19 protein-coding genes are annotated in these 19,706 nt (G+C 64.8%); 13 read left to right on the forward strand and 6 right to left on the reverse strand.

The genetic code is table 11. The annotated features are described in order from the left end of the window. Window positions 1–48: 48 nt before the first annotated feature. Together OG203_RS10735 and zapE are read right to left on the reverse strand one after the other, a co-directional pair. Complete coding sequence (locus tag OG203_RS10735) at window positions 49–837, reverse strand: tyrosine-protein phosphatase (protein ID WP_405165526.1); 789 nt, start codon at window positions 835–837, stop codon at window positions 49–51. Between the two features lie 76 nt (window positions 838–913). Then, on the reverse strand, window positions 914–1,930 hold the full coding sequence (gene zapE, locus OG203_RS10740; RefSeq protein WP_405165527.1) for a cell division protein ZapE: 1,017 nt from the start codon (window positions 1,928–1,930) through the stop codon (window positions 914–916). 35 nt (window positions 1,931–1,965) lie between these two features. Here zapE and OG203_RS10745 point away from each other — a divergent pair, with 35 nt between their 5' ends. The 4 genes from OG203_RS10745 to msrB all read left to right on the forward strand — a co-directional run bounded on the left by OG203_RS10745 (window position 1,966) and on the right by msrB (window position 6,154). Further along, on the forward strand, window positions 1,966–2,727 hold the full coding sequence (locus OG203_RS10745) for a pyrimidine reductase family protein (protein ID WP_405167825.1): 762 nt from the start codon (window positions 1,966–1,968) through the stop codon (window positions 2,725–2,727). Between the two features lie 32 nt (window positions 2,728–2,759). Next, on the forward strand, window positions 2,760–4,316 hold the full coding sequence (locus tag OG203_RS10750; protein ID WP_405165528.1) for an alpha/beta hydrolase: 1,557 nt from the start codon (window positions 2,760–2,762) through the stop codon (window positions 4,314–4,316). 84 nt (window positions 4,317–4,400) lie between these two features. Next, a complete protein-coding gene (locus OG203_RS10755; RefSeq protein ID WP_405165529.1) occupies window positions 4,401–5,711 on the forward strand; it encodes a glycosyltransferase family 87 protein in 1,311 nt (436 codons plus the stop codon). Next, window positions 5,711–6,154, forward strand: coding sequence for a peptide-methionine (R)-S-oxide reductase MsrB (gene msrB / locus OG203_RS10760; RefSeq protein ID WP_405165530.1), 444 nt, complete (start codon window positions 5,711–5,713; stop codon window positions 6,152–6,154). Before OG203_RS10755 ends, msrB begins: the two co-directional genes overlap by 1 nt. A gap of 53 nt (window positions 6,155–6,207) precedes the next feature. Here msrB and OG203_RS10765 read toward each other — a convergent pair whose 3' ends face one another. Next, a complete protein-coding gene (locus OG203_RS10765) occupies window positions 6,208–7,536 on the reverse strand; it encodes a tyrosine-type recombinase/integrase (RefSeq protein ID WP_405165531.1) in 1,329 nt (442 codons plus the stop codon). Between the two features lie 152 nt (window positions 7,537–7,688). Further along, window positions 7,689–7,949 carry a hypothetical protein gene (locus OG203_RS10770; RefSeq protein ID WP_405165532.1) on the reverse strand — a complete coding sequence of 87 codons (261 nt, stop codon included), beginning with the start codon at window positions 7,947–7,949 and terminating at the stop codon, window positions 7,689–7,691. Window positions 7,950–8,308: 359 nt separating this feature from the next. Here OG203_RS10770 and OG203_RS10775 point away from each other — a divergent pair, with 359 nt between their 5' ends. After that, window positions 8,309–9,043 (forward strand): hypothetical protein, encoded by a 735-nt coding sequence (locus tag OG203_RS10775; protein WP_405165533.1) that lies wholly within the window; start codon window positions 8,309–8,311, stop codon window positions 9,041–9,043. On the opposite strand, the gene OG203_RS10780 is transcribed toward OG203_RS10775, so the two are convergent. Continuing rightward, a complete protein-coding gene (locus OG203_RS10780; RefSeq protein ID WP_405165534.1) occupies window positions 9,000–10,400 on the reverse strand; it encodes a hypothetical protein in 1,401 nt (466 codons plus the stop codon). The genes OG203_RS10775 and OG203_RS10780 overlap by 44 nt on opposite strands. Next, window positions 10,397–11,215, reverse strand: a complete 819-nt coding sequence (locus tag OG203_RS10785) for a serine/threonine-protein kinase (protein ID WP_405165535.1) — start codon at window positions 11,213–11,215, stop codon at window positions 10,397–10,399. The genes OG203_RS10780 and OG203_RS10785 overlap by 4 nt, the downstream gene beginning before the upstream one ends. A 482-nt stretch (window positions 11,216–11,697) precedes the next feature. On the opposite strand from OG203_RS10785, the gene OG203_RS10790 reads away from it, so the two are divergent. The 8 genes from OG203_RS10790 (at window position 11,698) to OG203_RS10825 (ending at window position 19,628) form a co-directional block, all read left to right on the forward strand. Then, complete coding sequence (locus OG203_RS10790; protein WP_405165536.1) at window positions 11,698–12,801, forward strand: DUF4192 domain-containing protein; 1,104 nt, start codon at window positions 11,698–11,700, stop codon at window positions 12,799–12,801. Beyond that, window positions 12,798–13,106 (forward strand): hypothetical protein, encoded by a 309-nt coding sequence (locus OG203_RS10795; protein ID WP_405165537.1) that lies wholly within the window; start codon window positions 12,798–12,800, stop codon window positions 13,104–13,106. Before OG203_RS10790 ends, OG203_RS10795 begins: the two co-directional genes overlap by 4 nt. Before the next feature lie 377 nt (window positions 13,107–13,483). Further along, window positions 13,484–13,660 (forward strand): hypothetical protein, encoded by a 177-nt coding sequence (locus tag OG203_RS10800; RefSeq protein ID WP_405165538.1) that lies wholly within the window; start codon window positions 13,484–13,486, stop codon window positions 13,658–13,660. Next, window positions 13,657–14,622 carry a DNA-processing protein DprA gene (dprA, locus tag OG203_RS10805; RefSeq protein ID WP_405165539.1) on the forward strand — a complete coding sequence of 322 codons (966 nt, stop codon included), beginning with the start codon at window positions 13,657–13,659 and terminating at the stop codon, window positions 14,620–14,622. Before OG203_RS10800 ends, dprA begins: the two co-directional genes overlap by 4 nt. Further along, on the forward strand, window positions 14,619–15,374 hold the full coding sequence (locus tag OG203_RS10810; protein ID WP_405165540.1) for a magnesium chelatase domain-containing protein: 756 nt from the start codon (window positions 14,619–14,621) through the stop codon (window positions 15,372–15,374). Before dprA ends, OG203_RS10810 begins: the two co-directional genes overlap by 4 nt. Window positions 15,375–15,949: 575 nt before the next feature. Further along, window positions 15,950–17,029, forward strand: a complete 1,080-nt coding sequence (locus OG203_RS10815) for a tyrosine-type recombinase/integrase (RefSeq protein ID WP_405167826.1) — start codon at window positions 15,950–15,952, stop codon at window positions 17,027–17,029. Further along, window positions 17,026–17,352, forward strand: a complete 327-nt coding sequence (locus OG203_RS10820; RefSeq protein ID WP_405161546.1) for a helix-turn-helix domain-containing protein — start codon at window positions 17,026–17,028, stop codon at window positions 17,350–17,352. Before OG203_RS10815 ends, OG203_RS10820 begins: the two co-directional genes overlap by 4 nt. Next, a complete protein-coding gene (locus OG203_RS10825) occupies window positions 17,349–19,628 on the forward strand; it encodes an XRE family transcriptional regulator (protein WP_405161545.1) in 2,280 nt (759 codons plus the stop codon). Before OG203_RS10820 ends, OG203_RS10825 begins: the two co-directional genes overlap by 4 nt. Window positions 19,629–19,706 lie beyond the last annotated feature (78 nt).

Consider the following 19,706-nt stretch of genomic DNA (forward strand, 5'->3'; position numbering starts at 1 on the left):
GAACTGCCGCACCGATCGGCCGCCGGTACGACGAGCACCGCGCCTGAATCAGGCGAGCAGCTTGGCCTTCAGTGCGGCGATGTCGGCGTCGGAGAACTTCAGGCCGTCGCGCACGTAGTTGTCGAAGCTGCCGTAGGTCTGGTTCGCCTGGTCGAAGGCGGCGTCGAGCCACGGCTGCTGGACGCCGTTGACCGGATCGTTGGGGTTGGCGTTGCGGTACTGGTTGGACAGTAGGTAGTCCTGGTTGACGGTGTCGCGGTCGACGCCGAGGACGGTGAGCAGGACGGCGGCGGTCCAGCCGGTGCGGTCCTTGCCTGCGGTGCAGTGGAACAGCACCGCGCCATCGGTAGTGATGATGTCGCGCAGCACCGACGCGAAGGCCTGGTTGGCGCCGGGGGCGGTGATGAACGCGCGGTAGAGGCTGTCGCCGCCGGTGAGGGTGCTCGCCATGACCGCGGGCGGTGCCTGGCCGATGACGTCGTCCCAGTTCGCGGCCGCGCCCGCGGGCACCTTGTCCGGGCCGATCGCACGCTCGTAGACGGTGCGCAGGTCGTCGACGACGCGGACCTGACGGCCGGTCAGCTCGGCGAGGTCGGCCGGGGTCGCGTTGTTGAGCTGACCGGTGCGATAGACCAGGCCCGCGCGGACCGTCTTGCCGGTGGCGGTCTGGTATCCGCCGATATCGCGGGCATTCTGCACACCCTGCAGGTTCAGCGAACGGTCGAACGCGACCGCCGACGCGGCGGTCGGCTCGGCGAGCGCGGCACCGGTCACCGGCCCGAAGGCGACGGCCAGTCCGGCGGCCAGCGCGATCGGGGTGCGAAGCGAGCGGGTCATGCGAGTGCTCCAATCATCGGTTCCCCCGAGACCACAGCAAACCAAATGAAACATCAACGGTTCAAACCAGGGGTCTTTACGCCACGACCTCGAAGCGGGACAGGGCGAGCAGGCGCGAAATCGCCCGCAGATACTTCTTGCGATACCCGCCGTCGAGCATCTCCTGCGAGAAGATCTGGTCCAGCTTGGCACCGGACACGGTGACCGGAATGCTCGCGTCGTAGAGCCGGTCGGCCAGCACCACGACGCGCAACGCCACGGCCTGATCGGTGACCGGATGCACGTTCGCGATGAACACCGACGACACCCCGGCGATCAGCGCGCCGAACTTCGACGGGTGCAGCGTGCTCAGATGCTTCAGCAGATCGTCGAAGTCGTCGAGCGTGGAACCCGGTGTGGCAGCGGCCCGTTCGGTCAGCAACGCCGACGAGGTCGGCTCCGGCGCCGGCGGCAGATCGCGATGCCGGTAGTCAGGGCCGTCGACGCGCACCGGCTCGAAGATGGCGCCGAGCTTCTTGATCTCGCGCAGGAAATCCTGTGCGGCGAAACGACCTTCGCCCAACTGGCCGGGCAGTGTGTTGGAGGTCGCGGCGATCGAAACGCCCTTCGCGGACAGCTCGGTCAGCAGCCGCGAGACCAGCATGGTGTCGCCGGGATCATCGAGTTCGAACTCGTCGATGCACAGCACGCTGTTCGCCGACAGCCGCTCCACCGCATTGGTGAACCCAAGGGCGCCAACGAGATTGGTGAGCTCACCGAAGGTGCCGAACGACTTCGGCGCCGGCGCGCTGTGGAAGATGGAGGCGAGCAGATGGGTCTTGCCGACACCGAATCCGCCGTCCAGATACAGCCCAGCGCCGGAGATCTGCTTCTTCTTGCCGAACAGGCTCTTCTTGTTCACCGCCTGATGGATCTTGGCGACCGCACCGGCGAACTCCTCGGCCTTGCGCACCGCCGCCGCCTGGCTCGGCTCCTTGGGATCTGGAATGTAGGAGGCGAAGCTGACATCGTCGAACATCGGCGGGGGCACCATCTGGGCGACGAGCTGGTCGGCCGGAACCTCAGGGTGGCGGTCGACGAGGCGTTCTTGCATGTGCAGAGCCTAATGACGTGGTGAGATCTACGTTCATGCAGCGTATCCACAATGCGATCCAGCTCACAGACCTGAGACCGGACGACCTCGCGCAGTTGTACGCGTACCCGGCAGACCTTCGCGAACCCTGGGTGCGCGCGAACTTCGTGTCGAGCATCGACGGCGCCGCCACCAGCGACGGCCAATCCGCCGGCCTCGGCACGCCCGCCGACAAAGCCGTGTTCCTGATGCTGCGGGAACTGGCCGACGTGGTCCTCGTCGGCGCAGGCACGGCCCGTGACGAGAACTACGGCGGCGCCAGGACCGATCCGAAGCACCGCCGATCGCTGCACCAGCGCGGCATCGGCGGTCACCCGGACGGCTCGGCACCGCCGATCGCCGTGGTCACCGCGAGCGCGGCGATCGATGTCGGCGCCCGGCTGCTCACCGATACGACCGTCGCGCCGTTGATCATCACCACGACCACCGCCCCCGCGGACCGCAAACAACAACTCGCCGACGCGGGGGCAGACGTGATCGAGGCGGGCGACGTCGCGGTGACCCCGAAGGCACTGCTGCGCGTGCTCGCCGAACGCGGGCTGCACCGCGTGCTGTGTGAGGGCGGCCCCCACCTGTTCGGCGAGCTGCTGGCCGCCGACGCGGTCGATGAGCTCTGCCTGACCACCGCCCCCCTGCTGGTCGGCGGCACGGCGCGGCGAATTTCGCTGTCCGCGCACGAGTTCGACCGGCCCATGTCCCGCGCGCATATCCTGCTCGACGACGACGGCACGATGCTGACCCGATGGGCCCGTGCATGAAACAACTGCCCGAACCTGGCAGGCTGTAGCGCATGCGCTGGACTCGGGCCGTCGTGCTGGCCGCGACACTCTCGATCATGATCGCCGGATGTGGGGCGGGCCCCTCGGACCGTCCCGGCGTTGCCGTCGAGCGCAAACCGGTCGGCGGCATCGCCCCGACCTCGGTCGCTCCGGCCCCGCCGCCGAGCGCCGAGCTGCCCAAGACCGACCTGGCGTGGAAGGACTGCACGAAACCGACGCTTGATCTGCTCGGCCTCGGCCCTGCCCCCGCCGGACTCGTCCTCGACTGCGCGGAGTACACCACCCCCATCGACGCCAGCGGCGGCGTGATCGGCAACTTCCGCACCGCGGCGATCCGGGCCAGGCTGGCACAGACCCCGGCCGACGCGGCCCCGCTGATCCTCACCTCCGGCGCGGATCGTTCCTCCACCGCCACCCTCGCCGGACTGGCCGCCGGACCCGCCAGCGCCCTGCTCGCCTCGCGCCCAATCGTGGCGGTGGACCGGCGCGGCATCGGCAGCTCGCAGCCGATCGACTGCCTGCCCCCCGACGTCCGCAAGGGACTGGCCGACAACGCTCAATTCGGGCCTGGCGCAAACGATCCCGTTCAAGCGATGACCACGTTCAGCCAGGACGGCACCATCGCCTGCCGCGACTTCCTGCAGCCCTACGAGGGCGTCTTCGACGCACAGCACGCCGCCGACGACATCGACCAGCTGCGCAAGCAATGGCAGGTCGACCACGTCGCGCTGCTCGGCTCCGGCAACGGCGCGAAGGTCGCGCTCAGCTATGCCCGCAAGTACGGCGACCACCTGGCCCGGCTCGTCGTCGACTCCCCCGAGGCCGTCGGCGCGGACGCCGTCACCAGGGCCGAGCAGCAACTCGAAGGCGCGGAGGCGGCGGTCACCGCATTCGCCCAGCGCTGCACCGGAATCGGCTGTTCGCTCGGCGCTGACCCGCGCGCCGCGATCATCGATCTGGTGACCAGGGCCGGATCCGGTGGGCTCGGCGACATCTCGGCCAACGCGGTGCTCACGGCGGTCTCCGGTTTCCTCGGCAGCCCGCGCGCCGACCAGGCCGACCGGATCCGCGAACTCGCCGACGCGCTGTCCGCAGCCGGTCGCGGCGACCGCACTGCCCTCAACAACCTGATCATGCGCGAGTCCGCGGCCACCGGCGGCGACGGCCAATTCGTCAACCGCTGCACCGACACTCAGCAACCGCCGACCCCGACCAAGGCCAAGGAACTGATGGGCACCTGGGGTACCAAGTACCCGGTGTTCGGCAAGAACACGGCGATCGGGCTGATGGAATGCGCGGCCTGGCCGGTGTCCGCCGCGCCCGCGATGCCGGACAAGCTCAATATCGCGGTGCTCGTGCTCGGCGGCATCGCCGATCCGGTGGTCGGCAATGCCGGGCAGGCGTCGGTCGCCGGCGCGCTCGGTGCGGCCGGGGCGCGGCACGCGGGACTCACCTGGCAGGGCTGGGGTCACCCGGTGTCCACCCACTCGAGTTGCGCGCAGCAGAGCATGGTCGACTATCTGAAGGACGCGAAACTGCCCGCCGACGGGACCGTCTGTCCGGCCTGACCGGTCGGTCGGAATAGCGCTTCTAGCGGCGCGTCGAACAGGTCCGGAGAACCGACGGAACCTGATCCGGTGTACCGTGCCCCAGTGTTACTTCGACAGCTCGAGCCCCGCAGTGCTCGCACCACCGCCGAGGTGATCAAGTTCGCACTCTGGCCGTTCGCGGTCATGACTGTGCTGAACCGGGTTTTCATCAAGGCTGTCAACGGTTACATCACCGACGACTTCCGGCCGGTCTACCAGGCATCGCTGGATTTCCTCAACCGGCGACCGGTGTACACGGCCAACTTCGACTCGGTCGATCCGCACTACCTGTACTACCCCAGCGGCACGCTGCTCATCGCGCCGGTGGCCTGGGTGCACGACTACGAGAAGGCGCGCTGGCTGTTCATCCTGCTGAACGCGGCCGCGATCATCCTCGCCTGGTACCTGCTGCTGCGGCTGTTCCGTTTCACGCTGAATTCGGTTGTCGCGCCGGTGTTGCTGTTCGCCATGTTCATGTCGGAGACGGTCACCAACACGCTGGTTTTCACCAACGTCAACGGCTGCATCCTGCTGGCCGAGATGCTGTTCCTGCATCTGCTGCTGAAACGACGAGACCTCTGGGCCGGTGTCGCGCTCGGGTTGAGTATCGCGGTGAAACCGACACTGGTACCGCTACTTCTGATCGCGCTTGTTCGTGGGCAGTGGAAGGTGTTCATCACCGCGCTGGGTGTGCCGGTGGTGCTGACCGCGATCGCGTGGCCGTTGTCGAAGGATCCGGAGAAGTTCCTCAGCCACACCGCGCCCTACATCTTCGAGACTCGCGACTACTTCAACAGCGCGATCGCGGGCAACGGTGAGTATTACGGGCTGCCGCCGTGGCTGATCTGGGGCATGCGACTCGGCATGGGCGTCCTGGTCGCCATCTCGCTGTGGTTGCTGTACCGCTACTACCGCGAGGACGAGCTGTTCTTCGTGTGTACCGCGTCCGGTGTGCTGCTGACCGCGTCGTATCTACTGCCTTCGCTCGGTCAGATGTACTACTCGATGACGCTGTTCCCGTTCCTGATGACGGTGGTGCTGCGCAATTCGGTGCTGCGCAATTGGCCCGCGTGGTTGGCGATCTTCGGGTTCATGAGTTACGACAAGTGGCTCTCCGAACGTCCCGGCTGGCAGCACTTCGGCCGCGACCTCGAGTATCTGCGCATCACCTTCGGGTGGGGGCTGCTGCTGATCGTGGTGTTCTGTGTGCTCGGTGATCGGTATCTGGCCGCGAAGCGCGAAGGTCGGCTGGCGTTCGGCATCGATCCCACCTGGTTCAAGCCGGTGCCGACCGCCGCGGCTGCCACGCCCGATTCGCCCAGGCCAGCGAATGGTTCCGCGCCGACGGTCGCGAAACCTATTAGCGTGGAGTGATGAGTTCCGAAGCCGATACGTCCCTGCCCGCGCCGCGGATCCAGCTGACGCCCCAGGAATGGCGCTCCAAGCTGAACCCCGAGGAGTACGCGGTGCTGCGCGAGGCCGCCACCGAACGTCCCTTCGTCGGCGAATACACCGACACCAAGACCGACGGTGTCTACGAATGCCGTGCCTGCGGCGCCGAATTGTTCCGCAGCACAGAGAAATTCGACTCACACTGCGGGTGGCCGTCGTTCTTCGACCCGTCGAAATCCGAAGCGGTCATCCTGAAATCGGACGACACCCTCGGCATGCACCGAGTCGAAGTGCTGTGCGCCAACTGCCACAGCCACCTCGGCCACGTCTTCGAGGGCGAGGGATACAACACGCCCACCGACAAGCGCTACTGCATCAACTCCATCTCGCTGCGGTTGCAGCCTGCGGAGGGTTCTACCAGCTAGAACACCGGAGCTCAGTCGCTCGCAGACGCCAGGTAAACGTTTTGCGAACGTTTTCACCAGGCGTCCGCGAAGTCGACCACCGGTCGTTCCAGGTTCACATACGCCTGCGTGGTGATAGCGGAGTTCTCCTCGTGGCCCAGGATCAGCCGTGCCGCCGGGACTCCGTGACCCTCCGCGACCCTGGTCGCGCGGGTGCTGCGCAGCGTCTTGAGCGTCGACCACGACAGCTCGGTGTCCTTGACGATCCGGTGCCACACCATCGACATCTTGTTCGTGCGCAAGATCTTGCCGACCCGGCTCGGAAAGACCAATGCTTGCCCCGGCGCCGCTGCCAGCTTCCGCTTGCGCAACATGGCGAGGCACTCCGCGTCGACCTTGATCGTCCGCATGGAACCGCGAGTCTTGGTGAACGGTTGGCGAAACGCCACCGTCACCACGTCCTCCTCGTCGAGCTCTCGCCAGTCGCCGCGGACAACGATCTCGTGTTCAGCGAGCTCGTAGTGGTCGATGATCTTGTGGACCTGCCAGACCCGTAGCGAGCAATCGACGATCGTTCCGGCGATCGTCACCGTCCCGGACGTGAAGTCCACATCGTCCCACCGCAGCGCCACCGCTTCGCTCGGGCGCGCCGCCAGCCCGTACGCCAGCATCGTGTAGTCCCGATACTGCTTCGGTGTTCGACGGGTGCGATCCGCGAAGCGCGCCGCTTCGAGTTCCCAGTACCGGCACATCTCCTCGGGTGTCAAAGGCTGCGGCTCGTCCGGGAAGTACGGGTTGACCGCTCCGGCCCGACCTGTCTTCCGTCGATGCCCCGCGCGTCCATGGATTTTCACCGTGGCAACCGGGTTGAAATCCAGCAGCCCGTCCTCCACCAGCATCTGAAACGTCATGCGCAGCAGCGCCTTGTGGACCTCTTGTTTCGTTGTGCTCCAGTTCAATTGCTCGAGATGGAGCCGGATGTGGTACGGCTTGACATCCACGGCTTTCATCCGCCCCAGCGTCGAACCGACGATCACGAACTTGTCCTTCTTGGCCCGAGCACTCGTCGATCGCTCGATCTCGTTGCGGTACGACTTACCGTTCTGTGGACGCTTCCCGGGGTTTTTCTCGTACGACCCGAGCCAGGCGCGAGCCGCCTCGGCGACCGTGCACTTCTCGTCGTAACTACCGGCCCAGGTAACTTTCGGTTTCCACTCGGCGCAACGGGCCTTGAGCGCGTCCTTGGCTTGCCGTTTGGTCTTGCCCGACGCTCGCACCAGGCTCGGCTTGAACGGCTTGGGTTCACCAATCCGGCAATGGGTTTCAAAAACCTGCCGATCTTCGTTCCACTCCGGCTCACTCGGGTCTCCCGGTTCGCCCGGCTTCAACGCTCTTCGAGGCATACGCGTCACCCTCTTCCATCCGCCCGTCCGCTCCGTCGCGACGGGACCGTCACTCGGCTTTTGCCGTGCGGCGGAGAGCGTATGGAACCCATCGGATGAGCGGAAGGCGCTAAATGTAGCTATACAATTGCCAGCGAGTACGCTGCGCCGGCCTACAGGCCGCGGACCGTATGCTCATCGACGAACGCCCGTAAGCATTTCCATGGATACAGCACATTGCGGCCATACTTCAGGTAGCCCGGGCCGACACCCATGTAACGGTCGTTGGCAAGTTTCGCTACGGTCGTCCGAAGAAAGGCGGCCGCCTCCGCAGGAGTTGCCAACTCGCACACATCCGTTCGGATAGCCACCCCGTCTTCGACCCCAAGTTTCCTCGGTGGATTCTCGCCAGAAACTTCCACATCGCCATCCATCGGCACGCCCCCTCCCGCCGGACTTCGCTGAACCTCACGAAATTGGCGCTGCCCTACGATCAACCGAAAAATTGTGCGGTAATAAGTGGTTCAAGGATCCCAACAGAAGCAATGACTACACAAGAAGGTCCAGAACACTCCATATGGCGGATGCAGAATCCAGTTTCAGAACGAGGCGTACACACGCGCCGCCTTCACGGTCGGAACAGTCGTTCGGCTCTACGACCTTCAGGACATCGCGACGTGTATGACCTATACAGTCAGCATTTCTGACCTGGTCCTCCGCGAGAGGCAACGTGACTAGAGTGACTATTGTGACAGCGCCCTCGCGGCCATCCCGTTTCCGGGCGGAAGCCGACATGCTCACCCACCTGGCCAAGTCGACGCTGTTCGGCAAACGGATGCAGACGCTTTTCGAGGTCCCCTGCACAGCCGGGGTGCCTGATGTCGTCTTCGTCCATTTCGACGATGTGGCCCTCACTCAGCGCGCCGATCGGTCAACTTTGGCTGACCTCGCAGAGGTCCGTGTGATGATGGCAGCCGCGCAGAGTAGAAGTTGGGCTACCAAGACCTGGACCGTCGATGACATGGCGACAGTAGTCGATCTGACGCCGACTCACCTTCGACGGTCGGTACTGCCGCGACTCGTCGCGGGCGGGCATCTCGAAAAAACCGGTGCGGACTGGAGGACGACGTACCGGTTTCGGTCTTTAGCCAAGCGGATTGTGACTGTCGAGGCCAAATTGCGTGATTGGCGAGGAGCTGTCGCACAGGCATCTCGGCACACCTCGGTGGCGGATGCGGCATGGGTTGCGATCGATGCGGCCTCCGGCCGAGCAGCTGCGAACAACCCGCAGTGGTTTTTCACCTACGGTGTCGGCCTCGCGACAGTGTCGTCCGATGGTTCGGTTCTGCCTCTAATAAAGCCCAGTGAGCCACGGCCTCGCCCTGTTGAGCGGGAACTGCTCGCTGAACGAACAGCCGGGTTGTACCTAACCGGTCGCGTATCTGGCGATATTCCACAAGTGTTCGGCAAGACTCTCCTCGCCACTACAGGATCTGATCCCAGGCTTGCAGATGCGCCGGCACATTGAGTCCAGACAGGAGAGACCGGCTCCGCTCAGATAGGGCTGCTTGCACGGTGTGTCTCACCTGCGATGCCAGGGTCCTGCCATTCAACGCTGCGTCGCCTGACAGGCGACCAAGCCAATGCAGCTGGTGTTGCTTCGCAAGGCGATGGTTCCAGACTCCACCCGAGAGCAAAACGGGGCAAAACGGGCAGTTGCAGGTGACATACTCCGGGTCTGAGCTCAGCACGTCGTGCACGCTTCGTTCGATGGTATGCAGCAATGTCGGCTCGAAATAACGCTGCACCTCAGGGTTTCCCCCTCCGCCACCCTGCTCTTTCTCTTCTTTGAATGCGTGGCTGGAACTCCAGGGTCCGGCACCGAACCCGGTTGCACCAAATCCAAGCTGTAGCCATCCCGTCAGACCAGTCTGCGGCAGCAGCAGGATCCGTTCTTCGTCTTCGGCGATCTGCGCCAGGCGTTTGTATCCGCGCAGGAGATTCAGATCCACCGGTTGTTGGTAGGGCGACAGCGCTGCTGGCCACTGCACGCGAATGTGCCATACACGGAACTGATCTTGATCCAGCAGTTGATCGAGCAGCATGTTCCGCGCCGTCGGGCTGCTCAACCACTGCCCTGGCAGGGTGAGGTTCAACGCGAGGCGTTCTCCACCAGCCAATAATTCCAGAGCGCGAGTGGCCTCGTCGAATGCATCATCAAGCGCCTTCTGCCCGCCTGACGGATCCACTGCCCGACCAGGAGAAAGCAAGAGATTGGCGCCGACGGCGCGCTGGGCATCCAGCACCTCGTCGACGGATGGCGATGGACTCGCAAGGTACGGCCACCATTTTTTCGATCGCGTCGAGACTGCTTTCACCCGGACGATCGAGGGATCAAGGAGATAGCACGCGGGATCGGCAATGCGGAGAACTGCTGCCGCGCAGTCATCTAACCAGTTTGTGTGGGCAGTGGCGGTCGCTGTCGGCAGCCGCACAGCTGCGCCCAGCCCGACATTTCCTGACGTCGCCGTCAGAATCGACGCAAGCAGGTGGGGGATGTCACGTCGATCTCGGTGCGGGCAATGAACGATCATCAGAGGTCTACTACCGCTGAGCGCTTCGTCTCGGGTCGGCAGCCCGCTGGCGGATTGTGTCGTGTTGCCGGTCGCGGAGGATGGCGGAACCACGGTTCTGCCAGCTCCGCGTCCTGTCAGCACGAGCGCACCCACGCCGCCGGGAAGTTCGGTGACGACCCGCGGTCCCTGAGAATCCGCGATTACGTCGTCGAGGTCCGAGCCGTCCTCCTCCTGCGCATCTTCGTCGTCCTCCGGATCGTCCCAGTCCAGCAGAGCTTCTTCCTGCGCATCATCCTGGGGATCACTCATGACTGTCCCGCCAATTTCTTGAGGTTGCTGCTGGTACTGCCGCGCTCGTTCTGAACGAATCGGACCAAACGGTCCAGGACCGTTCCGACCTGCGGAGAGACGAACGACGGCAACGGCTTGGGCCCCGCCTCGATCGCGGCGAGAACCTCATCGATCGTGTAGCTCCGGCCGGCCTCGAAAAAGGGATGTTCGCCGGTGATCGCGTATCTCACGGTGGCACCGACCGAGAACAGATCCGAGGTTTTCCGCGCTGGCTTGCCTTCGTGTTGCTCGGGAGACGCCCAAGGCCACGTCCCCAAGAAGCCGGGGTACACAGTCACCGTCTTCTCCGACACCGACTTAGCGAGGCCAAGATCCAGGATTACCGGAGCGTTCCAGTTCCCGTGCCGTAAGGCGATGTTCTCGGGCTTGATGTCGCGGTGAACCGTGCCGTCAGCGTCATGGAGATCGCGCAGGCCGGTCAGCAGTCCACGCAATAGTTCCAGAGCTTCCGCACTCGTAGGCCGGATTCCTGCTGCTACCTTGTGTCCGAGATCGCCGCCGGAAATGTACTCGAATGTCAGTGCGGGCCGGTCGGTTCCGCCGAGATGGACGACTCCGGTTTCAAGGAGCTTCACCACATACGGGCTGTCCACGCGAGACAATCCGGCGACCTCACGCATAACGCGTTCTGGTGGGTAGCCGTCGTCGCAGATGATCTTCACCGCTCGCCCATCGGCGCGCCACGTATCTCCGAACGCTCCCGCAGCCAGAAACTCGACGGCGGGTAAACCCAATGCGGCAGCCACCGCGGCAGCCTCATAACGCGGCACCATTGCTTTGCTCCTTATTTGCGATACTACGCGTTGAGCAGCACCTTGTCAGGATACAGAAGACAGGAATGCCAAACACGCTGACGTTTACCGCGTTTGGAGTTCACTGCCATCCCTTAACTGGTCGGATGCCCATATCAATTGCAGGGCGTAATATGCCGCCGATACTAATGAATCAGGATTTGGCACCCCTGAATAGGACGACCGCCGAAACCGGTGCACCTTGGCTGGCCTGTAGCCCAACATCACGCTGAGTCGTTGGGCGGCGGGCGGGCGCACTCTACGCCGGTGGCGACGGGGTCAAGGCGCGAAGGGCGTGCGCCTTGACGCCCGTGGGCGGCCACCGGCGTAGCTGGAGTGCGCCCACCGCCCAACGACTCGTAGCGAGGCCTGGGGTGGGTTGAGCGCTCGCCGTCGGCGGGCGGCGGCGGACCGATGGATTCGGTTTGTTCGCTCCAATCCTATTCTCCAGCAAAGGAGTTCCCGTGTCCTATCTTGATGAGCCCGGCGATCTCGTCGCCGCAGTTCCGGCCATGCTCGGCTTTGTTCCTGAGCGGTCCCTGCTCGTGGTGGTGCTGACAGATTCCGCGTGTGAGCCCCAGATTGGTTCAGCATTCGTGTCTGCGGTTCTGCGATTCGACCTCGAACTGCCTCCTGAATTCACCGGCGATCTTGCTGAAATCATTGCCGATGCTGTCATCAGGATCTGTGATTCTGCCGACTCCACCGAGGTCCTGGCAGTCATTGTCGATGACCGAGTCACCACCCCTCCCCCTCCCGGGGCCACAGATGAGCGCGGAGGAAACGTCGCGCTGATCGCTTCCGTTGCCCAGCATCTCGCTGATGCCGAGATCGGCCTGGAGGGCAGCTGGGCGACAGCTGCGATCGAGGAAGGGCAGCTGTGGTGGAGTGTGCTCGGGCACCCTGACCGGGGTTTGATTCCGGACCCAGAAACCTCGGTAGCCGCAGTGGCCCTGAGCGCCGTGGACAAACAGGTCTTCGCTTCCCGTGCTGAGCTGGTCGCCTTGGTGGAGCTGGATCAGGAAAAGGCCGAACAGGTCAGCCGGTTGTTGCCGTCGGCGAGGGCCACAGTGCAGCACCGGTATTCAGCGAAACGACTTGACGGAGATCCCGATGGCGGCACCCGGTGGGCGCTCAAACGGGTGCTCAAGGTGATCGCTGCACTCGATTCAGGTTGCCTGCCAACGGATTATCGAACCGCCGAGGTCGCCGCGCTGTTGGCTGATCGCCGTGTCCGAGATGGATTGTTTGCTACTGCGCTGAGCAACTACGCGCGTCCGGCTGAATCCCTGTGGTCACATCTGACCCGAACCCTGCCTAGTCCCGAACGCGCCGAAGCCGCGACGCTGCTGGCCTACAGCGCCTACGTTCGCGGCGAAGGCCCCCTCGCTGGGATCGCCTTGCAGACTGCGCTGGATGCCGTTCCCTATCATCACTTCGCGATCTTGCTCGACGCGTCGCTGGCAACGGGCATGGACCCGCTGACCATGCGTCGACTCGGTCGATCTGGCGCCGAGCTCATGCGAGGACTCGGCATCGAGATCGACACGCCCGAGGCCTCGTCATGAACCGGATACCGACCGACGAGCAGTGGTTACAGGCGATCGAAAACCATCAGGCTCACGTGATGTGCTTCGAAGCGATCGGCTACGCACGAGGCTATTGCGACGCCGCCGGCATCGGCTCCGGTGAAGCCATCGATTTCGGCCGTGCCTACGCGGTCTTGGTCGCCTCACACAGGTCACGCCCCTCGATTGAGGGCGCGTGGCGGAACTGGCAAGCAGGCCTCGACATCGCCACCATATCGGCCTACGCAGAACCAGAACCCCAGAGCTCTCTCGATCCCTCCGGAAAGAGTTCGACTCCAACGTAATTCGCGAGATTGATCGTTGGTTTCTCGCTGGCTTGCCGGTCGGGTCGGTGGGCCGGCGCACTCTACACCGGCGGCCGCGGGGTCAAGCTCCGCTTGACCCCGCTACTGCGCCGCCGGTGTCGGTTGAGTGCGCCCACCGCCCCACCGGCTCGCACAGCAGCTGCTTCGTTCACCGCGCTCAGTGCCAGATGGCCACTGTCCAATTTGCTTCTGCATCAACGGTTTTACTCTCTCTCACCGCTGCGGTGGACCTACTGGTCCGGTAGGCGCATCGCCTAGAGGTGTTCGAACGCGTCACCGCATCCGCGAAAACCCGTCGGGCTAGTTGCCCCATCGGTCCAGGCCCGCCACCGGGCTACTACACAAGGAGCTACGCCATGAATCAGCTGTTGTTCGTTCATCTTTCGGCATCAGGGCGAATCTGCCTGACCAGTACCGTCACCCACCGCACCTCACCCGATCGTCGCCGAGCCAGGCGCAGGCTCAGTATCCGTTTCGGTGCCGGGCAGCGCTACCGTGCCCGGTTCTCGTTGTGCGGCAAGGCGTGGCGATGAGCACCGATGCGCGGCGCCAGGCCTGGGCACTATTGTCGCGGGCGGCATCAGGTCCGTGCCGCCCGCTACAGAACCTGATCGCACAGTTGGGCGTCGAGCAGGCCGCCACCGCAGTGGTGGCCGGCGATGTCCCGGTCGCGCTCGACCGTCGCGTTCTCGAGCGTGGCAGCAGCTTCGACACCGCGGCGCGGGATCTGGATCACCTACATCGCCTCGGTGGCCGTCTGATCACCCCGGACGATAACGAGTGGCCGGCCGATCTCCTACGCGCATTCGACACCGACAGCGATAACCCGGAATTCGTTGCCCCGGTGGCATTGTGGGCTCGTGGACCACTGCCATTGCGCGTTGTGACCAACCGCGCGATCGCGATCATCGGAGCCCGAGCGAGCACCGAGTACGGAAACCAAGTCACCTCCGACATCACCAGCGATCTAGCGGCACGCGGCTGGACCATCATCTCCGGCGCCGCCTTCGGAATCGACGCCGTCGCTCATCGTGGCGCTCTCGCCACCGATACCGCGACCATCGCGGTCCTCGCGTGCGGGGTCGACCGTGCCTATCCCGCCGCCCATGAGCGGCTCCTTGCCCAGATCGCCGAGTCAGGGCTGATCTTGAGCGAATACCCACCCGGGACGATCCCCTATAAGGACCATTTTCTGGCGCGGAATCGGCTGACCGCCGGGCTCTCGTCCGCCGTGATCGCGGTCGAAGCCGGGCTCCGCAGCGGCACCACCAACACCATCGGCTGGGCCAACCGGCTCCAGCGCCCGGCATGGGCGGTGCCGGGACCGGTCACCTCGGCGGCATCCGTGGGTTGCCATCGCATGATCGTCGATGGGCGTGCCCGTCTGTTGACGTGCGCCGACGATGTCACCGCCGCTCTGCCTGCCTCACCGTCGGCCGCGCATCAATCAGCCACTGCCACCGAACCTCTGGCCGTAGAGCGGGGTCTTCGATGAACCGGGCAGTGGTGTGGTCGGTCACGTTGGCAGGTGAGCGCGCCGAGCCGTTACCGGTGACAGCGACTCTCAGTGCCTCCTCCCCTGCCGACTCGCGGTGTACGAACTTGGCTCCGGAGTGCCGGGATCGCGTGCGGGCCGCGCTGCTCAATAGCGGCGAGGTGTGGCCGGATACCGTGGTGCACTTGTCGATTCCTCGTATGCCGCGGCCTGGCGGTATCGCTGATCTGGCAGTGGGTGTGTCGATCCTGGCAGCCACAGGGGCAGTGCGTTCACCCTGTTTGGACAAGATCATGTTCGCAGCCGAGTTCGGTCTCGACGGTTCGCTGCGCTCGGTCGAGGGGACCTGGGCCGCGTTCGATCCTGCTCCGGCGCTGGGCATCACCCATGCTGTCGTGCCGGAACCGCTGCTTCCCGAGTTCGGCGTGTGCACTGGAGTCACCGTTGTCGGCGCGCCGACCCTGACCGCCGTGCTCGCCTGGTTACGCGGCACCCGCGCACTCCCCTGTGCAGGCACCCACCGTTGGACCCCCGTAGTACCCCTCGCGGCACTTCGTGTCAGGCCGATACCGACCTCGTCGCCAAACCAGCTGAACAAGGTTGCTCTGCAACATATTTCGCGGCCGTTAAAGTTTCTGCCGTCCCCCTCTCTCTCGGAAAGGCCTCCTTGTGTCGAATCCACAGTTCGTTCGTCATGCCGATTTCGGCGACATGGTCGCACTGCTGCAACAGCAGCAAGCGAGCAAGATTGATGTCGTCGCACCAGCCGCCTCGATGCGTGCCCGCGACGGCATGCTCGAACTGGTCGATGTGCCGCCGGTCATCGATGACAACGGCGTCACCGACGTCGCCGGGCTCTATCTGCCCACGCTCGCGGCAGATTCCCAGATCGGCACCAAACTCAAAATCCTCGGGGGCTATCTGCGATGGCTCCGCGAGGAAGACCGCCTAGACCTCTACGACGCCAACATCAACGGCCTCCTTCACGGCCCCCTCGGCCGGGACCTCGCACCTGATCCCGATGACAAACCATTTCTGTTGCGGCTGTTCACTTCCGGGCACCCGAACCGGCCGGGCGTGCTGCGGGCCTGCCTCTCCAATCGCTACGGCATCGTCGACAACCTCGACTTGCTCAAATGGGCGGAATTGCATTTGATGCAACATATCGCCGAGGGCGTGGATCACCGTATCCGCTGGGTGGGGGCGGTCTGGTCGCCTGGTGTACGAGTGTGGATGGATCTGCTGATCTGGGCTCGTTTCCCTGCCGCATCATTGTTGCGTCTGATACAACAGTCCGGTGACTGGTGCTCCGGGTTCGGTGCAGCTTGTGTTGGCCGACAACGTCGTTCATCTCGATCCGGCTCCGGCGATGTTCGAGGCGATGTTGGAGGGGTGGCGACGGAATCAGTCGGCTCGGTTTCTACGGTCGTCGACGATCGGGTCACGGGTGCGCACGATTCGGCGGTTGGAGCGGTTCACCGGGTTGTATCCGTGGCAGTGGACTCCGGCCGAGGGCGAGGCGTTCATCGATCATTTGCGCGGGTCGACGGTGAAGGCGGTGTCGACGGCGCGGTCCTACGAGGTGACGATCAGTCTGTTCGTGGAGTTTCTGCTCGATCCTCGCTATGGATGGGCCGGGGTGTGTGCCGAGCGGTTCGGGCAGGTTCCGCAGGCGATCTTCCACGAGGGCAACTCGATTGCGCACAAGCTCGACTACGAGGGCGATCCGCGGCGGCGGCCGTTGACCTACGACGAGGTGCAGATGCTGTTCGACGCCGCGGACGCACGTCCGGGCAGGATCGTCGGGCGTGGCGTCAAGGGCGGGTTGTGCGCGGCCCGGGATGCGGCGGTGTTGAAGACGATCTACGCCTTCGGGATGCGGCGGACCGAGACCTCGCGTCTGGATGTGGTGGATTTGCGCCGGAATCGGAAAGCGCCGCAGTTCAAGGATTTCGGGTCGGTGATGGTGCGGTTCGGGAAAGCGCCGAAGGGTTCTCCACCCAAGCGGCGCACGGTGCTGCTGGTGCCGGAGATGGATTGGGTGATCGACACCCTCGAGCAGTGGATCACCGAGTTGCGGCCGCGGTTTCATCCGGGCAGTCATCCGGCGTTGTGGGTCACCGAGCGGGTGGGCAGGCTGTCGCCGCGCTCGATCAACGAGGCGTTCGTCGCTGCCCGCGTCGACGCCGGGCTCGATCCGAGGCTGGATCTGCACTGCTTGCGGCATTCGGCGGTCACGCATTGGATCGAGTTCGGTTATCCGGCACGGTTTGTCCAAGAACAGGTCGGGCATTCACACGCATCGACGACCGCGATCTATACCGGCGTCTCCGACGAATTTCGAAATACGTTGCTGGAGGCGGCATTACGGGATCGTCTCGGCGAGGATTGGGATGGTGGGCGATGATGCGGAAGATGGGGTATCGGTGGCGGCTGCGGGATCTGATGGCCGACCGGCAGATGTTTGCGACCACCGATCTGGTGCCGCTGCTGGCCGAACGGGGGGTGGTGCTCTCGCGTGAGCAGGTGTATCGGCTGGTCACTGCGCCGCCGCAACGGTTGAGCATGGACACCCTGGTCGCGTTGTGTGACATCCTCGACTGCACCCCCAATGATCTGATCGAACCTGCGGTGGTCAGTCAGCAGATCTCTAAACCTGTTGGTGCACAATCGGACCCGGCGCCGATCACGCCGCGCCGGTCGGTGGTGAAACGGCCGGGTAGGCAGTGAAGCGCCGAGGGGAGCGTGCTCACCGTGAACTGGCCCAGACCAGAGCCGCTCTGGTCGCACGGCTGCGCAGTCTCCTCGGCCCGGCGGTCACCGCCGATGCGGCGACGGCGTTGTTGCAGCAGGCTCGTGCGTGGGCTCCCGGATCGGCGCGCAGGCTCGAGAGCTATCTGTCGGCCAATCCGGACGCCTTCACCACCTCGCCGACACATCACCCCGCCTGCCTGGACACGCTCATGCGGCTACTCGATGCCGCCGGTCACGGGCATCTGATCACGCTGCCGGCATGCGTGACCTGCGGTCACCAGGGCCGCCCCTTGCCCTTGGTGACCGATGCGGGCCGCTGCTGCCACCAGTGCCATCTGCGCCGGACCCGCCACCCGTGTGACCGGTGCGGTCGCGTCGGCAATCTGGTGGCGCGCCGACCCGAGGGCCGGATCTGCTCGCGCTGTTACCGGCGTGATCCCGCCACCCAGCGGACGTGCGTGCAATGCGGACGTCGGCGACCAGCACGGCAGCGCCGCGACGACGGCACATACTTGTGCGAGATCTGCGGGCGACCGCGGGAGGAATGCGCCGGCTGCGGCCGGGTCGCGCCGGTCCTGGCGCGAACAATGAACGGGCCGTTGTGTTCTCGATGCCACGACTCCCCGCCACGACGATGCGGGATCTGCGGCAACATCGCCTCGATCCATGCGCGCGCCACCGCGGACCGGCCCGACACCTGCACCAAGTGCTACCGCAACATCGGCCGCTGCGTCGTCTGCGGCCACCAACGCAACGGAGGCCGCTACCGCGGCGGTGAGTTCCACTGCGCGACCTGCTGGCCCCGCACGTCCCGCACCTGCGCCGACTGCGGAAAAGACGCGCCGGTCAAGACGAGCGCCTGGCCGATCGGCCCGGTCTGCGCCGGCTGCTACAACCTGCGCCTGCGTAACCCGAAGCCCTGCACGGGATGCGGGGCGGTGCGCGTGCTCATCGGCACAGACGCGACCGGAAACGGCCTCTGCGGGCCCTGCTCGGGCGTCGACCTGGACTACCTGTGTCCCCGATGCGGCAAGGCCGGAAACATCCACACCACCGGCAGCTGCGCATCATGCGTGGTCGGTGACCGCGTCAACGAATTACTCAGCGGCACAGACGGATACATCAACGAGCAACTGCGGCCACTGGCACGGGTACTCGCCGGCACCGACCGGCCGTTCGAGATGTTGACATGGCTCGCGCGCAGCCGTTCCGCGACGCTGCTGGCACGCCTGGCGCGCCAGCACACCGAGATCACCCACGACAGTCTCGACGAACTCGCCCAGGATCGGGGCACCCGCTACGTTCGCGCGCACTTGGTGGCCACCGGAATCCTGCCCGCCCGCAACGAAAACCTGGCACAGCTGCGGTTATGGGTCGACACGACGCTGACCGGCCTGCCCGCACACCACACCCGCCTGCTGCGGCCCTTCGCCGAATGGCACGTCCTGCGTGATGCCCGACGCCGCGCCGACCGCGGAACCTACACCGAGCACGCCGCCTCCGGCGACCGCACCGATATCCGCGCCGCCATGTTGTTGCTGCAGTGGCTCGATGCGCAGAACCTGACGCTGGCCGATCTCGAGCAAGCCCACCTCGACACCTGGCTGAGCGCGAACCCGACCAAGCAGCGAGCCCTGCGGTCGTTCGCCCGCTGGATCGTCGCCCGAGGAGTCACCGCCAAACTGGAAGTTCCGATCAGAAAGCGGACTGAGCCAACACAATTCGTCGACGACACCGAACTTCGTCGACAACTGCACCGCTGCCTCACCGACGAGAAACTCCCGATTGCGCTCCGAGTTGCCGGCACCTTGATCCGTCTCTACGCCATGCCGGTATCACGCATCGTCGAACTGACCGTCGACCAATACCGACGAGAGGAGAACAACGCCTACCTCACCATCGATCGCCACCCTGTCCTGCTCCCTCCGAAACTGGCCCAGCTCATCGAAACCCTTGCAGCACAACGACCTCGGTCGCTGATCGATCACCCATCCGGGTCGACTCACTACCTGCTGCCCGGCCACATCCCGAACCATCCCCGCCAGGCACTGGCGCTGACCGCGATGCTCCGGCAATACGGTCTGCCCACCATCGCCGCACGCAACACCGCCATGATCGAAGCCGTCACCCAGCTCCCCCCGATCGTGGTCAGCGACCTGTTCGGCCTGAACCCGAACACCGCCACCGCCTGGGCTCGCTACGCCCAGGACAGCTGGGCCGCCTACCTGGCCGCCCGCTCACTTAACGGCTGAACCCGCCAGCCCACTCCACCGCAGCAGACCTCAAGATGGCCGGGAATAGCGCACGATTCAAATATCTGCCGTCCCCCA

The organism is Nocardia sp. NBC_01499 (assembly GCF_045040275.1).
GTDB lineage: Bacteria > Actinomycetota > Actinomycetes > Mycobacteriales > Mycobacteriaceae > Nocardia.

Coding starts and splice junctions, on each gene's coding strand:
- OG203_RS10780 (WP_405165534.1), bottom strand. CDS start 10,400: ATGAGTGATCCCCAGGATGATGCGCAGGAAGAAGCTCTGCTGGACTGG.
- OG203_RS10775 (WP_405165533.1), top strand. CDS start 8,309: ATGCTCACCCACCTGGCCAAGTCGACGCTGTTCGGCAAACGGATGCAG.
- OG203_RS10770 (WP_405165532.1), bottom strand. CDS start 7,949: ATGGATGGCGATGTGGAAGTTTCTGGCGAGAATCCACCGAGGAAACTT.
- msrB (WP_405165530.1), top strand. CDS start 5,711: ATGAGTTCCGAAGCCGATACGTCCCTGCCCGCGCCGCGGATCCAGCTG.
- OG203_RS10765 (WP_405165531.1), bottom strand. CDS start 7,536: ATGCCTCGAAGAGCGTTGAAGCCGGGCGAACCGGGAGACCCGAGTGAG.
- dprA (WP_405165539.1), top strand. CDS start 13,657: ATGAGCACCGATGCGCGGCGCCAGGCCTGGGCACTATTGTCGCGGGCG.
- OG203_RS10785 (WP_405165535.1), bottom strand. CDS start 11,215: ATGGTGCCGCGTTATGAGGCTGCCGCGGTGGCTGCCGCATTGGGTTTA.
- zapE (WP_405165527.1), bottom strand. CDS start 1,930: ATGCAAGAACGCCTCGTCGACCGCCACCCTGAGGTTCCGGCCGACCAG.
- OG203_RS10750 (WP_405165528.1), top strand. CDS start 2,760: ATGCGCTGGACTCGGGCCGTCGTGCTGGCCGCGACACTCTCGATCATG.
- OG203_RS10735 (WP_405165526.1), bottom strand. CDS start 837: ATGACCCGCTCGCTTCGCACCCCGATCGCGCTGGCCGCCGGACTGGCC.
- OG203_RS10820 (WP_405161546.1), top strand. CDS start 17,026: ATGATGCGGAAGATGGGGTATCGGTGGCGGCTGCGGGATCTGATGGCC.
- OG203_RS10795 (WP_405165537.1), top strand. CDS start 12,798: ATGAACCGGATACCGACCGACGAGCAGTGGTTACAGGCGATCGAAAAC.
- OG203_RS10745 (WP_405167825.1), top strand. CDS start 1,966: ATGCAGCGTATCCACAATGCGATCCAGCTCACAGACCTGAGACCGGAC.
- OG203_RS10810 (WP_405165540.1), top strand. CDS start 14,619: ATGAACCGGGCAGTGGTGTGGTCGGTCACGTTGGCAGGTGAGCGCGCC.
- OG203_RS10800 (WP_405165538.1), top strand. CDS start 13,484: ATGAATCAGCTGTTGTTCGTTCATCTTTCGGCATCAGGGCGAATCTGC.